This window comes from Butyrivibrio sp. (genome assembly GCF_024699075.1).
On the sequence record NZ_JAILQF010000122.1, the window covers coordinates 1 to 14,940 of the forward strand.

Here is a 14,940-nt window from a genome sequence, read left to right on the forward strand (position 1 = left end):
AAAGCCTACTGGAAGAGAGCAGAATATCTTGGCCTTGGAATCGGCGCAGCAGGGATGATAGACGATGTCAGATCTACAAATACAGATGATATAAATGAGTACTGTAACTACTGGTATGATTTTGATATACATAAAAATGAAATGGATAGACCTCTTTTAGAACATGAAGAACTAAGCAAAAAGGCCTGCATGGAAGAAACTATGTTCCTTGGGCTCAGAATGGATGAGGGTGTTTCAGTAACTGCTTTTGAACAAAAATTTGGCCAAAGCATAAATGAAGTATATGGCTCTATCATAGATGATCTTTGTTATAAAGAACTAATTGTTATCGAAAATGATCATATTAAACTCACCGAGAAGGGCCTTGAATTAAGCAATGCTGTCCTGTCTGAATTTTTGCTTGATTAATGATCATAATTGACACCATCTGAATGATTTTAATTTTGGTTTGTACTTATATCATGTATTGTAGTAAAATATAATTACATTTTTTCGTTTATTGGCAAGAGTTATTTATCATGAATATGAGGTCAAAGATATATGGCAGACATTCGCGATATTCTTCTAACGGCCAAAGAGGCCAATGCATCCGACGTTCATATCACAGTAGGAATACCACCCAAGATGAGAGTGAATGGGCAGCTTATTTCTCTTGATAATTATGGTAAGATGCTGCCGCCGGATACCCAGGCTATTGCTGATTCTATAATGAATGAGAGACAGAAGGAGTCTTTAGAAGCCCATGGCCAGCATGATATGTCTTTTTCCATAGCAGGAATAGGACGTTTCCGTGTCAATGTCTTTAAGCAAAGAGGATCTGTTGCGCTCGCACTAAGACTTGTTGCAACACAGGTACCTCCTGCAGAAACGCTTGGAATACCATCATCGGTTATAGATCTGTATCAGAGAAAGAGAGGACTTATCCTTGTTACAGGGCCTACCGGTTCAGGTAAATCCACAACTCTTGCTTCAATAATTGATCTTATCAATAGAAATAGAGAAGCACATGTTATAACTCTTGAAGATCCTATAGAATACTTGTATCACCACAGTAAATCTATAGTTAACCAAAGAGAGATAGGACTTGACTCTGATTCGTATGCTGCAGCTTTAAGAGCGGCGCTCAGAGAAGATCCTGATGTAATACTTGTAGGAGAGATGAGAGATCTTGAGACTATTCAGACAGCCATAACTGCTGCAGAAACCGGTCACCTGGTTCTTTCTACACTTCATACAATTGGTGCTGCTACAACAGTTGACCGTATAATTGATGTATTTACACCACATCAGCAGCAACAGGTAAGAATACAGCTTGCCAACGTACTTGAAGCTGTTATTTCACAGCAGCTCATTCCAACTGCAGATGGAAGCGGGCGAGTTGCAGCATTTGAAGTAATGCATGTTAACAGCGCGGTTCGTAATATGATCCGTGAAGGCAAGACACATCAGCTTATCACGGTAATGCAGACTAACCGTAAGCTTGGCATGATGACTATGGATGAAGCCATCATCCAGCTATATCAAAGCAGAAGAATATCAAGAGAGATGGCGATTCAGTTCGCACAGGATCCTGATACAATGCAGATGAAGATGTTCCATTAGATTTCAAAGGGGTAATCTGATGGAATCCTAAGAGGGAGGATATATGGAAAGCAGGGTAGGGGTAATAAAGCAGAGCGCGGCCAAGGCACGCGTTCTTGTATTGGAGCGCATTGGTAAGTATGAAATTGCTATAGGCGTATGCTTATGCGCTTATGGAATCATAAATCTTGTATGTGATATTACATACAGATGGGTCAGATATGACCTTAACGATATGATCATGGAAGGCCTTCTTATAGCTCTTTCTGCTATAATTGGTCTTTTTGGAATTGGTTCAGGAACACATCATTTATACAGCATTCGCCACTTCAGAAGATACATTGGTTTTCTTCAGCATGATGAGACTGGCTCTGTCAGAAGACTTGCAGACAGTACGGGTGAACCTTATGATGAAACTCTTGATAGGATTCACAGATATGCTGATCGAGGATATTTTGGCAATATTATAATTGATGATGCATCAGGCCGAATTTCTTTTCCCGACAGGATCAGAAAATATTCAGATCAGGGATACAGAACAGTTACATGTTCGTGCTGCGGCGCAACAAGGTCACTTCCTGACAATACAATAGTTAAGTGTGAATATTGCGGCAATGTGATCGATACTACCAATAAGTGATAAGATAAAAGGCCATCATCTAAATGATATGTATTTTCTTTACCGGATGCTTAGTAAAGAGGGTATGTGCCAATTAGATGATGGTCTTTTTATAGTTTTAATAAAGTACAAGACATAAGCATAGACTGCATGAAATGTCTTTTTTATCTTACTTTTTTGACATAGTAAGAGCCTTTGCTTTCAATAAAACCATTGATCTGCATCATGGTAAGAGTCTGGAGTATTACGCTTACAGGCTCTTTTATTTTGTTCTTTTCCAAGAGTTCAGCAATCTGGGTTGCGGACATGGGATAGATATCCATTACATCAAGAACATTTTTTTCCAAAGGAGAAAGATTTTTAAAGCTATTGTATGAGTTACTTCCTGAAGGTTCATTAGATGAGCCTGGTATAGGCTTTGTTACGATATCTCCGAGGCTTTGAATGATGTCGTCAGGCGATAGCGCAATTCCTGCGCCTTGCCTTATAAGCTCGTTGCAACCATCTGAAAGCCTGTCTGTAATTCGGCCCGGGACAGCGAATATTTCCTTGCCCTGTTCTAGCGCCATATCAACAGTTATCTGGGTTCCTGACCTTTTTCTTGCTTCGATCACCAGTACTATATCAGAAAGGCCTGAAATGATGCGGTTGCGCATTGGAAAAAGACGTGCCTCCGGACTTGTACCTGGCTTGTATTCAGAAATTATACCACCGTTTTGACATAACATGTCGTAGATATCACGGTTACTGTCCGGATAACATATTTCAGGGCTGCAACCAAGAACTGCGTATGAAGGATAGCCGGCTTTAAGGGCTGCTTTCTGGCTTATGCCGTCAACTCCAAGTGCCATTCCACTTATGATCTGGATTCCTGCTTCGGCTAGCTCAAGGCCGAACTGCCTTGCAACATATCTACCGTATTCACTGCACATTCTGGCTCCTACTATGGAAACAGATGGAATATCGTTTTGAGGGAGCTTGCCCTTTACAAATATACAAGCTGGAGGATCCGGTATGGTCCTTAGCTTATCCGGGAATTCTTCATCATCATACGGAATCATGCGGATCTGCATATCCAGCATTTTCTTGTATTCTTTTTCTTTGTTCCAATGTTTTTTGGAATATTTAAAGTTCTCTGCTGTTTTTGCAGGCAGGATCTTATCTATCTCATTATCCGGAAGTGCGAGTATGTCGCTTGCGGATTTATATGTGTTTAAAAGTTTATGAAGAGATTTTTTGCCTAACCCGTATACATTTACGAGCATATAATAATCGATGAGTTCTTGTTCTGTCATATTATTTCCTGTTACTTTCTTATATTTGATCAGCTCCAGTACTTCTGATCAGCCATTTTATAGCACGCAGCTTCTGCGATATGCACATCTTTGATAGTGTTGCTTGCTTCAAGATCGGCAATGGTCCTTGCGAGCTTAATGATCCTGTGATATGAGCGGGCGGAGAGACCAAGCTGCTTGTATAATCTTTCAAGCATGCGCTGTTCTTTGAAGCCGAGGACGCAGTATTTGGAAATATCTGATGGAGTCATATCGCTGTTGAACCTTAGGCTTGTTCCTTTGAAACGCTCCTTCTGAATGTCTCTTGCCTTCATGACGCGCTCTCTTATAGTCTTACTTGATTCGTTGGCGCTACTTGAACTTGAAAGATCAGAAAAGTCGATCTTTGGAGCTTCAACGCATATATCTATCCTGTCAAGAATGGGCCCTGATATATGTGACAGGTAGTGGGCAATGTCCTTTTCGGTACATCTGCACTTGCCTCTGTCTGGATAGTATCCGCAGGGACATGGATTCATGGCGCCTACCAGCATGAAGCTTGCAGGATACGTGAAGTTACCGCCTGCTCTTGCGATATGAACCTCCTGATCTTCCAAGGGCTGCCTTAGAAGGTCAAGCGTAATCCTTGAAAATTCTGCAATCTCATCCAGAAAAAGAACTCCTCTGTGAGCAAGAGATATTACGCCGGGCTGAGGGATTCGTCCTCCTCCTGTAAGAGCTGATGAAGTTATTGAATGATGTGGTGACTGAAAAGGCCGCTCAGTGATAAGAGCTTTGTCTGCAGGCAGAAGACCTGCTACCGAATAGATCGTAGATACTTCCAGACTTTCTTCTTTGGATAAGGGAGGCAAAATAGTTGGTAGCCTTTTTGCGATCATGCTTTTACCAGAGCCTGGTGGTCCTACCATAAGAACATGGTGAAAACCTGCAGCTGCAACTTCCATAGCCCTTTTTAGGGCAGCCTGCCCATTGATGTCTGCAAAGTCTACATCCAGAGACAGTGCTTCTTTTTCAAAAAGCTCATCAATATTTATAACGGTGGGCTTTATAAGCAGGTCTTTTTCTGAATCCTTGGAATTAAGATATGTTACGCATTCTGCTAGCGATGAAACTCCTACGATCTTGATCCCGCTTCCTGCAACAGCGCCTTCCATGGCATTTTCCTTGGGAAGGATACAGACTTTACAGCCATTTTCTATTGCTGTACGTACGATAGGGAGAACACCTTTTATCCCTTTAACTTCTCCGTCAAGACCCAGCTGGCCTATGATTATAGTATCTTTGAGTTTATCCTCACTGACTTCTCCAAGTGATGCAAGTATTCCTATGGCAACAGGAAGATCTACGCTTACGCCTTCTTTTCTGACATCAGCAGGAGAGAAGTTGATCGTGATATGAGATGAGGGAATCGTGATTCCGGAATTTTTGAGAGCGACCTTAACGCGCTCCTGGGCTTCTCTTACTTCTGTGCTTGGAAGACCGACCATGTTAAAAGAGGGAAGGCCATTTGATACATCGACTTCGACCTGCATGAGATAGCTGTGAATGCCATTGATGGCACCTGCCTTAATGGTGCTGAACATAAAATAAAAATGACTCCTTTCAGATTTATAATTTCCAAATAACCTAATATCCAGGCAGTAATATAAATACTAACAGCCTTGTACTGGCGCAAAAATGACACCAATTTGGTGTTTGAAGATCTTTCAAACAAAATTTAGGAAAATAATGGTAATCAATGATCAGGCATATGCCATAATTACCATCTGTGAAATGAATTCACAAAAATGTGCTGATATGCACGAAATGAAATATAGCATAAGCAAAAAGCATAATCAAGTATTTTATTGGTATAGTAGTTGCTGCGCAATTGGTGCGCATAGTAAAATGCTGATTTTTGTAATAATAACCAATCTTGTAAACGTATTTTCAGCATCTATACAACTTGTCTTTTGTAGCGTTGTTAGCTATAGTACAGATATGAACATATAAAATTTTGCGCAGTTTTGTTGCGTTATGGGAGCAGCGCTGCTCAAGGTAATAAAATTGCAAGGATGTTGGAATTAATAATAAGAGAGTTAAGGTGAAAATTATGGGTAGAGACAAGCTTACAATAAGTGATATTGCAGAGGCTCTTGGTGTTTCAAAGACTACAGTTTCAAGAGCTCTTTCAGGGAAGGGACGTATCAGCAAGGCTACAATCGACAAAGTTCACGACTATGTTGAAAAGTATAATTATAAACCGTATGGGAATGCGGAGAAGACTTTTGCGCAAAGATCAACACACAATATTGCAGTTACATGGTCTGGTGATTATGAACTTGTTGAGATGCCATATTTTCAGAATGTACTTACAGGAATTGTAGAGGTTATGTCTGATGAAGGCTATGATGTCATGATCTCACTTCTTGTAAATGATCATATAGAAAATCTTAAAAGGGTAGTAGAAGAAGGCAAAATAGATGGCGTCATTCTTACAAGAACACTTGTTAATGACATGCCTACAAGATTTCTAAAAAGCTCAGGTGTGCCCTTTGTATGTATCGGTTCAAGTGAAGATGATGAAGTTGTCCAGATAGACAATGATCATTTTGAAGCCTGCAGAGAGCTTACAAGTGCACTTATTCATCAGGGTCATAAGCGTATTGCGCTTATAGGAGGATCCAGCAATCATATAATTACAAAAACAAGGTATGGCGGCTTTGTAAAAGCCTTTCATGATGCAGGTGTAACGCTTGATACATCTATTATTTTCCTTGATATCAATACTGATAAGAGAATTTCTGATATACTGTCATATCTTTTGACGGTTGATGTGGACTGCCTTATATGCATGGATGATACTTATGCGCTCAGGGTTATCGATATCTGTAAGAATGAGCATATCAGAATTGCTGAGGATCTTAGGATAGCGTCATTTTATAACTCGACACTTCTTAGCGGCTCTGAGCCAGCTGTTACATCTCTTGACTTTAATGACAGGAATCTTGGAGCTGTTGCAGCAAGAACCCTTCTTCAGAAAATAGGCGGAGAAAATGTATCCAACAAAATGCTCAAGACCTACGAAGTAATGCTCAGGGAGAGCACAAGAAAGATTGATAAATACTAAAATAAACACAAATATATATACCAAATATATGTATTGTTCTCTTTGGAATGAAAATAATAAGTACAAAAAATAATTTCTTTATATGATTCTTTAAGCGATTTTTCAGTAAGCTCTTGTATAGTGAGATTATCGAATAATCAATTATCTTATCACGAAAATTGCAATTGTTCATTGTTTCGTGATAAGATAATTTGAAGGCTGGATGTGCCTTTTAATCTGAGGTTTGCATTTTGCTTTTCAATATAAATACCTTATTTGCTCACTTTGTTATTCACAATAAGGATTGAAAGTTCGATATACGTGGGTTTTATTAACTTTATTTAAAAGGGTTTTGGCTTTACATTTTGTAAGCTGTGAACATAGAGGGGAAGAATTGAAAGTTTTAAAATCGCTTAACGATCTTTTGTCGGCTAATGCTCGTATGAAAACGACAGAGACCTATTCCGAACGTCAAAAAAAATCACCATCACAACCTAAATATCTTCCGGTAAGGCTTAAAGATATGGTTACATCCTTTATCTTTATAATTCCTAGTCTTATTGGCGTAGTTTTGTTTTTTGGAGCACCTTTTGCTGTGGTTATTTTCTATTCACTTGTTGATAACCCAACAAGGTGTGATTTTGTCGGCCTTCGCAACTTTTCAAGAGTGCTTGGGAATGCAGCTTTTCAGAAGGCGGCACTTCACACTTTGGAGTTTTCAGCTATAGCGGTTCCTCTTGCTGTTGTGCTCTCGCTTATCCTTGCCATAGTACTTGAACACAAGATCCCCGGAAGAAGTGCATTTAGAAGCATGTTCTTATCGCCTATGATGGTTCCTATTGCTTCTATTGTTCTTATCTGGCAGGTGCTATTTCACTACAATGGCCTTGTAAACCAGGTGATAGGTATCTTTGGAGTGGACAAGATAGACTGGCTCAAATCCGATCAGGCTTATATCGTTATCATAGCTCTTTTCCTATGGAAGAATCTTGGATATAACATGATCCTGTTTATGGCAGCGCTTTCAAGTGTTCCGGAAGATCAGCTTGAAGTTGCAAGGCTTGAAAATGCCAATTCCTGGCAGGCCTTTTGGTATGTTAAGTTTACGTATCTGTCATCTACGATCGTGTTTGTTGCGCTTATGTCACTTATCAATTCTTTCAAGGTATTCAGAGAGATATATCTTATGACAGGTGACTATCCGTATGAGTCGCTGTATATACTTCAGCATTATATGAACAATAAATTCAGAAATCTCGACTATCAGGATCTGTCTGCGGCAGCAATCCTCATGTCGGGAGTTATGGTAGTGATCGTAGCAGTTCTTTTTACAATAGAAGAACGTATTGGTAAAGATGTGGAGAACTCATGATAAGGCATAATGAATCATCAACTGAATACAGAGAGTGCATTGTTGAGAGAGCTCCTCAGAACAGATGGCTTGACGTTAAAGGCGCAAAACCTCCAAAGGCGATCAAAGAAAAGCGCACCTACACCAAAGCAGAGATCCGGAAAGAGCTTTCACTATACAGAAAGTTTATAAGGGATCATAAGAGGAAAAAGAGATTTGAGATCCTTGAAATAGCAGTAGGAACGGCTATATGCGGCCTGTTTGCTGTATTATTCCTTCTTCCTATAGTACTTACTATAACCAATTCATTTATGGCTTCGAGTGAGATTAGTTCAAACTACGGAGCAATATTTGCAACAACTCAGACAGGCGGTAAGGTTTTTGTATCCAAGACGGTTAATCTTAAATTCATACCGGATATTATCACCTTGTCCCAGTACTATGTAGCTTTGTTTAAGAGCCCTGCTTATTTGTTTAAATTCTGGAATTCGGTAATATATGTAGTTCCTATCGTAATATTCCAGCTTGCGGTGTCATCACTTGCTTCGTATGGCTTTGCAAGATACACGGGAAGGGTCAAAAAAGTTATTTTCTTCCTATATGTGATCATTATGATGATGCCATACCAGGTAACACTTGTTCCTAACTATCTTGTTTCAGAATATCTTAATATTCTTGATACCAGATGGGCAATATGGCTTCCGGGTATATTCTCACCCTTTGCTGTTTATATGCTGACCAAGTTCATGAAGAGGATTCCTGTTTCTGTACTTGAAGCTGCGAGAATAGACGGTGCCAATGAATGGAGCATTTTTACAGATGTAGCAATGCCGCTTTGCAAGGGCGGAATAGTGTCTATAGCAATTCTAATATTTATTGACTATTGGAATATGGTAGAGCAGCCAATTATTTTGCTGACAGATGATTATCTGCACCCGCTTTCGGTATTCTTGTCCAAGATCAATTCAGGAGAGATTTCACTTGCGTTTGCTGTTGCAGTTATCTATATGGTCTTACCAATGCTGGTATTTATGTACGGTGAAGAGTACCTGATAGAGGGTATTACTTATCAAGGCGGAGTAAAAGGTTAAACGGGGAGGAAGTATGAGTAGAGATAAAGAAAAAGATGTAAATGACCTGAAGAATAATTCAGATAATATGGAGATAGAAGAGGAAATGAATAGCAGTAATAACGAAAATCAAAATTCTAATGATAATGCGGATCATGATAAGAGCAGTGTGAATGAAGAGACTGACAGAGACAGTTCTGGCAAATCTTCTAATAAGAGTAAAAAATCTGGTAAGAATGTAGATCAGGATGAATTCGAAGATTCTGAATATATAGAAGATGAAGACTTGGAAGATGATACAGATGATCTTGAAAAGGCATTTGAAGAAGAGACAAGAAGAATGAATGCCAAGAAGATGAAGAGAGATGCCAGAATTCCAAAGGGCATGACTCCTGAGGAATATAGGGCTCAGAAGAGAAAAGATACTATTAAAAATATAGCTATTGCGTTTCTTGCTATACTGCTTCTTCTGACTCTTTTTTCTAATACTATTATGAATGTTACTCTTCCTCAGGTTGCAACTGCCTATGTTGCAAGTAATGAGATATCTCCTCAAATAAGAGGAACAGGAACACTTACAGCTGGTAGTACTTATGATGTAGTAATAACGCAGACAAGGAAGATTGCCACAGTTGAAGTTAAAGTTGGAGATACAGTTGAGAAGGATCAGGTCCTTTATACACTAGAAGATGCAGAATCTGAAGAACTTGAAACTGCCAAAAAGAGTGCAGAAGATGCCAAGGATGCATATGATCTTGCAATGTTCTCGGCTGATATTCCTGCAGAGGATATTACTTCTATAAGAAATGGTGCTTCACTTTCTTTTGACAAATTCATAAAAGAACTTTCTGAAGCTAATGATAATTATAGTGCTGCACTTCAGGCTGATACTGATGTCCAGGCACAGATCGATGAATATGAATACTACAAGAAGATAGCTTCTTTATATGTAACTGCAGATTCAGACAGAGATAAGTCTACTACAGGTACAACCACGATGTCTGATGCAGATATCGTATATCAACAGACTCTTCTTGAAGAGCAGATCACTGATCTTACAGAAGAGATCACTAAATATGAAACTATAATTTCAGAATTTGAGTCGATGTACGGAACAGATGCACAGGTTTATGAAGACAGTTCTGAAAGTTTTATAAGCGCATATAACGCATACCGTGAGGCAATTGATAATAAATATGTTGCAGAGAGTAAAAAAGGTGTAGCAGAAAGAGAAAAAGCAAAGCTTGCCGATTTTGGAAATCTTGAAACAAGAAACGCCTCTTACTATGACGGCCTTATAGCATCTGCAGAAGAGAATAAGAAGCAGACAGCCCAGGCGCTTACTGAAGCAGAGAAGACCAAGACAGAAGTCCTTGCCAAGATCAAAGCTGAGATAGAACTGGTTCAGGCAAGAACTGATTATGAGCAGGCACAGGCCAAGGTTGATAAGCTTGAAGAGACGGCTATAGGTGCAACTGTAAATGCTCCCGTTGCAGGAACTATTACTAATTTGGCTTATAAAGCAGGCGAGAATACCAAGGCTAATGAGACAATGGCAACTATTCAGCTTGAGGGCCAGGTCCTTACAATGAGCTTTTCTGTTACAACAGAGCAGGCTAAGAAGGTTAAAGTAGGCCAGGCTGCATCAGCTCAGAATGCATGGGCATATTCAGATCTTTCTGCAGTACTTACTTCTATTACTAATGATACAACTGATCCTAACGGACATAAGGTTCTTAACTTTGAAGTTTCAGGTTCAGACCTTTCTGCAGGACAGAGTCTTAGCCTTGTACTTGGAGAGAATGCTGTTACTTATGATATGGTCGTACCTAATAGTGCTATAAGAGAAGATAATAACGGCAAATTTATCCTGATCCTCGAATCCAGAAGCACACCTTTTGGAAACCGTTACATAGCAAGAAGAGCAGATGTGACCGTAACAGCTTCTGATGATTCAAACTCTGCAATAACAGGTAATATAGAAGCTTATTCATATGTAATAACTACTTCCACGGCTCCGATCCAATCAGGTGATCAGGTCAGACTTCAGGATTCGAATTCGTAAGCTGGGTTTTATATGATTAAAAAAAATGTGTTTAAAGTCAAAAAGGCGCTTAAACCATATTCAAAGCGCCTCATAGTACTCGTGGTCGTGCTTTTCCTGGCTTTTATTCTGGGTGCATATAAAAGTGCCAAGGTAGCTTCACTTCCTGATCAGAACGGTTGGAGAACCTGGACAGATGATGGAAGCTATGGACAGATAAGTATCTATTTTAATCACTCACTTAGTGTTACTCCCAATGCCATTAAGGAGTACAACTACAAGATATTAAAAGCCTTGCAGGAAGCGGCTCTTAAAGAAGAGGGAGATGAGCTTATATACAGCTATAGTGCTCCCGGGTCTGTAACTCTTGCTCATGGCAGTACTACAGTAGATGTTAAAGCTATGGGAGTTGGCGGTAAGTTCTTCTATCTGCATCCTGTCCAGCTTGTAACAGGATCTTATTTTGATCCTGAAAGTGACATGAAAGATCAGGTAGTCATTGACGAGGATACTGCCTGGAAGCTCTTTGGATCCAATAATATCATAGGGCAGGCTGTGTATATAAATGGTATACCTCATTATATCTGCGGTGTAGTAAGAAGAGAAAGCGGCAAGATAGCTAAAGCAGCCGGCCTTAGTGAACCGGTAATATTTGTCTCTTTTCAAACACTTGTTTTAAATGGAAGTGTTGATTCAAGTAGTTTTGATTCAAGCCAGATCCAAACGATAGAACAGGGGAGTGAAGATTCATCTTCGGCGACAGATACAGGAAGTACATCATCCTATACATCATCTTCTGATACATCGTCAGGTGATACTTCTGGAAGCAGTACTTCTATAGGAAGTGTTGGACCACTTTCTTATGGCAGCAGAGTAGGTTCTCAAGGCCAGAGCATTGTATCTACAAATGTTAACGAGGTAGCTGGAATTGCCTGTTATGAACTTATCATGCCGGATTCTGTAGAGAATTATGCGACAAGTCTTGTTAAAGAGAAGCTTGGCTTTAAAGATAATGCTGATATTGTTGTACTTGATTCCAAGACCAGATTTTCTTTTGCCTCGCTTATAAATGTGTTTAGATCATTTCCTTCAAGATCCATGCAGCTTACTGAGTTTTCCTATCCATATTGGGAAAATATCGCAAGAGGCTGGGAAGATATACTTGCTATCATAGTTGTACTTGAACTTATACTATTTGTAGCAGCTTTCCTTCTTTTAGTATGGATAGTAGTAAGCTGGTACAACAATAGAAACTGGAGAACCAGAGATATTGTAAAGAAGTTAAATGACAAGATATATGACTTTCAATCTCACCAAAAAAGGAGAAAAAGCAATGGTAAAATCAAGAAAACAAGTTAGTCTTATCTTATGCCTTGCACTTACAACAACTATTTTTACCGGATGCGGAAAAAAGGGTTCTGACACCTCAGACTCTAATAGCAGTGCTGATTATGATCATATTTTCAGGGAAGAAGAGTTTGAACTTTCTGAGGAAGTAAATTCAGAAAGCTTATATAGCATGACAGGTTATGGCGATTATGTCGTTTCTTATGGAAGTGCGTATAATGAAACTGATGACACCAGTAATTATGTAATCATAAGATTTAAGAATGACGGATCTGATGTAAAACAGATTGAAATAAATGGAATGCCTGAATCCGGAGAAGGATCTGTATATATAAGTGATGTAAAGTGCGATGCAGAAGGTAATGTCTATGTGCTCAAAGATGAGTATTCATATAGCGAAGATTCGGATGGCTATGATATATACTATTTAGATAAATATGATACAGACGGTGAACTTGAATATGAAGCAGTTGTTTCGGAGAACGGAGCAAATGAAAGTTTTTCAGGAATCTTTTATATGGAAGGAAAAGGTATCCTTGCATATGGCGATGGAATAGTCTCATTATTCTCAGATAGTGATGGAAGCTTTGTAAATAAGTTTGATACAGGACTTGACTACTTCCAGGAGGTAATTCCCAAAGATGATAAGTTATATATTTATTATTGGGAGGAAGAAGGATATAAGTTCAAGGAATTCAGTCTTACTGATGGTAAGATGGGCGGCGATGTATCATTCCCCGGAAGTATGAGTAATTATATAAGCTGCTATCCCGGTACAGTTACGGACCTTTTGCTTCTTGCAAGCACCGGTATCTATACCTACAATTTTGGGGACAGCGATGTAACATATTCCTGTTCTTATATAGATTCAGATATAAATCCTGACAATGTTAGCGGTGCTGTTCAGGTTTCAGACACAGAATATATTATTCTTGTCATGAATGAAGAAAATACTGAATATGAGTTCAAGAAGATTGTTAAGGTGCCGGCAGAAGAGGCAAAGTCTCAGGAAGTGATCACACTTGGCTGCTACTGGATGGATTACAATATCAGAAGCGCTATAATTGATTTTAATAAGACCAATCCTAAATACCGTATCTCTGTAAAAGATTATTCAATGTATGATACAGATACAGACTATTCTGCAGGCGTTACCAAGCTCAATACGGATATAGTTGGCGGTAATGTTCCGGATATTATCATTGCTTCAACCGAAATGCCTATGGAATCATACATCTCAAAAGGATTGTTTATGGATCTTGATCCGATTATTGAAGCTGACAGCGAATTTGTAATGGATGATTACCTTACTAATGTAATCGATTCATTTAGAAGAGATGGAAAGCTTTATTCACTTGTTCCGGGATTTTCTGTATATACTGTTGCAGCGGCTACATCTGATCTTGGTGGAAAGACTTCCTGGACGATTAATGATATGAAACAGATAGCAGATTCCAAGGGCATAGCCTACAAGGATCTGTTTGGACCAGGATATGCCAGAGATTCAGTAATGACAATGGCTATATATCTTAATGCATCCTCATATATTGACTGGGATAAGCATGAGTGCAAGTTCGATTCAGAAGAATTCAAAGAATTCCTTGCTTTTTTGAAGGAGTTCCCAAGTGAGATAGACAACTCTGTATACTCACTTGATTATTCTGATTACTGGAGAAAAGATAAAGCTCTTGCAGAGCTTATGTACATGAGTTCCTTTAGTGAGTACCAGACTTCTCTTAGAGGAACATTCGGTGAAGATGTAACACTTATTGGACTACCTACTGACGGAGCTTCAGGAAGTGCTATTATTCCTAATAATGAGCTGTGTATAAGCGCATCTACTTCCAAAGAAGAAGGCTGCTGGGAATTTATAAAGAGTCTCTTTACTGAAGACTTCCAGAAGAAAGTAGCTGAGTACAGCGGATTCCCTGTTAAGAAGAGCGTATTTGAAGATCTGGCAGATGAAGCTATGAAACCGTCAACATGGGTCAATGAAGATGGAGAAGAGGAAACATATACACAGACAACTTATATTGGCGGTAAGGATATAGAAGTCACGCCTCTTACCCAGGAAGAAAGAGATTATGTGGTTGGCTTTATTGAGTCCCTTTCAGCCCATGTCGTATATGATGAAGAAATCCTTAATATAGTAACAGAAGAAGCAGCAGCTTACTTTAATGATCAAAAGACAGTTGATGATGTTGTCTCAATTATTCAGAGTAGGATCAGTATCTATGTTAATGAGAACAGCTGATGAAAATCCATGATCTATGGTTAAGCTGGTATTACAGATATAAGCCAACAATAATTGAACTAAAATAGCTTAAAAAATGCTTCCGGCGCCTTTCTTATATGAAGGTTCCGGGAGCATTTTTAAAATTTAACATTATTAATGAAAATAATATTGAATTATTGTATAATATTTTTGAGTTGTTGTTTAACAATTTTATGACGTAAGGATTGTGGGAGTTTCGTAGAAACGGAACAATCCGACCGTCATAAGGTGTCAAAAGGTACTTTTGACACCTACATCATTTTTTAATTA

Annotated in this window: 10 protein-coding genes and 1 pseudogene; 9 read left to right on the plus strand and 2 right to left on the minus strand. The window is 39.0% G+C overall.

Annotation, left to right across the window (positions count from 1 at the left end; genetic code table 11):
- From K6G87_RS04745 to K6G87_RS04755, 3 genes and pseudogenes are all read left to right on the plus strand, one after another.
- Positions 1 to 408, plus strand: a pseudogene (locus tag K6G87_RS04745) (coproporphyrinogen III oxidase); the annotation flags it as partial.
- 132 nt (positions 409 to 540) lie between these two features.
- Positions 541 to 1,602: a type IV pilus twitching motility protein PilT gene (locus tag K6G87_RS04750; protein ID WP_296834556.1), complete on the plus strand. Its 1,062-nt coding sequence runs from the start codon at positions 541 to 543 to the stop codon at positions 1,600 to 1,602.
- A gap of 43 nt (positions 1,603 to 1,645) precedes the next feature.
- Positions 1,646 to 2,221 carry a hypothetical protein gene (locus tag K6G87_RS04755; RefSeq protein WP_296834557.1) on the plus strand — a complete coding sequence of 192 codons (576 nt, stop codon included), beginning with the start codon at positions 1,646 to 1,648 and terminating at the stop codon, positions 2,219 to 2,221.
- A gap of 143 nt (positions 2,222 to 2,364) precedes the next feature.
- On the opposite strand, the gene dprA is transcribed toward K6G87_RS04755, so the two are convergent.
- Both dprA and K6G87_RS04765 read right to left on the minus strand, forming a co-directional pair.
- Positions 2,365 to 3,495, minus strand: coding sequence for a DNA-processing protein DprA (gene dprA, locus K6G87_RS04760; RefSeq protein ID WP_296834560.1), 1,131 nt, complete (start codon positions 3,493 to 3,495; stop codon positions 2,365 to 2,367).
- Positions 3,496 to 3,524: 29 nt separating this feature from the next.
- Positions 3,525 to 5,078 (minus strand): YifB family Mg chelatase-like AAA ATPase, encoded by a 1,554-nt coding sequence (locus K6G87_RS04765; protein ID WP_296834562.1) that lies wholly within the window; start codon positions 5,076 to 5,078, stop codon positions 3,525 to 3,527.
- Between the two features lie 509 nt (positions 5,079 to 5,587).
- Here K6G87_RS04765 and K6G87_RS04770 point away from each other — a divergent pair.
- The 6 genes from K6G87_RS04770 (at position 5,588) to K6G87_RS04795 (ending at position 14,649) form a co-directional block, all read left to right on the plus strand.
- Positions 5,588 to 6,604 carry a LacI family DNA-binding transcriptional regulator gene (locus K6G87_RS04770; RefSeq protein ID WP_296834563.1) on the plus strand — a complete coding sequence of 339 codons (1,017 nt, stop codon included), beginning with the start codon at positions 5,588 to 5,590 and terminating at the stop codon, positions 6,602 to 6,604.
- A 373-nt stretch (positions 6,605 to 6,977) separates the two neighbouring features.
- Complete coding sequence (locus K6G87_RS04775) at positions 6,978 to 7,955, plus strand: carbohydrate ABC transporter permease (protein ID WP_296834565.1); 978 nt, start codon at positions 6,978 to 6,980, stop codon at positions 7,953 to 7,955.
- Positions 7,952 to 9,025 (plus strand): carbohydrate ABC transporter permease, encoded by a 1,074-nt coding sequence (locus tag K6G87_RS04780; RefSeq protein WP_296834567.1) that lies wholly within the window; start codon positions 7,952 to 7,954, stop codon positions 9,023 to 9,025. Before K6G87_RS04775 ends, K6G87_RS04780 begins: the two co-directional genes overlap by 4 nt.
- 13 nt (positions 9,026 to 9,038) lie before the next feature.
- Positions 9,039 to 11,069 (plus strand): HlyD family efflux transporter periplasmic adaptor subunit, encoded by a 2,031-nt coding sequence (locus K6G87_RS04785; protein ID WP_296834569.1) that lies wholly within the window; start codon positions 9,039 to 9,041, stop codon positions 11,067 to 11,069.
- A 12-nt stretch (positions 11,070 to 11,081) separates the two neighbouring features.
- Positions 11,082 to 12,407 (plus strand): ABC transporter permease, encoded by a 1,326-nt coding sequence (locus K6G87_RS04790; protein ID WP_296834570.1) that lies wholly within the window; start codon positions 11,082 to 11,084, stop codon positions 12,405 to 12,407.
- Positions 12,382 to 14,649, plus strand: a complete 2,268-nt coding sequence (locus K6G87_RS04795; RefSeq protein WP_296834572.1) for an ABC transporter substrate-binding protein — start codon at positions 12,382 to 12,384, stop codon at positions 14,647 to 14,649. Before K6G87_RS04790 ends, K6G87_RS04795 begins: the two co-directional genes overlap by 26 nt.
- Positions 14,650 to 14,940 lie beyond the last annotated feature (291 nt).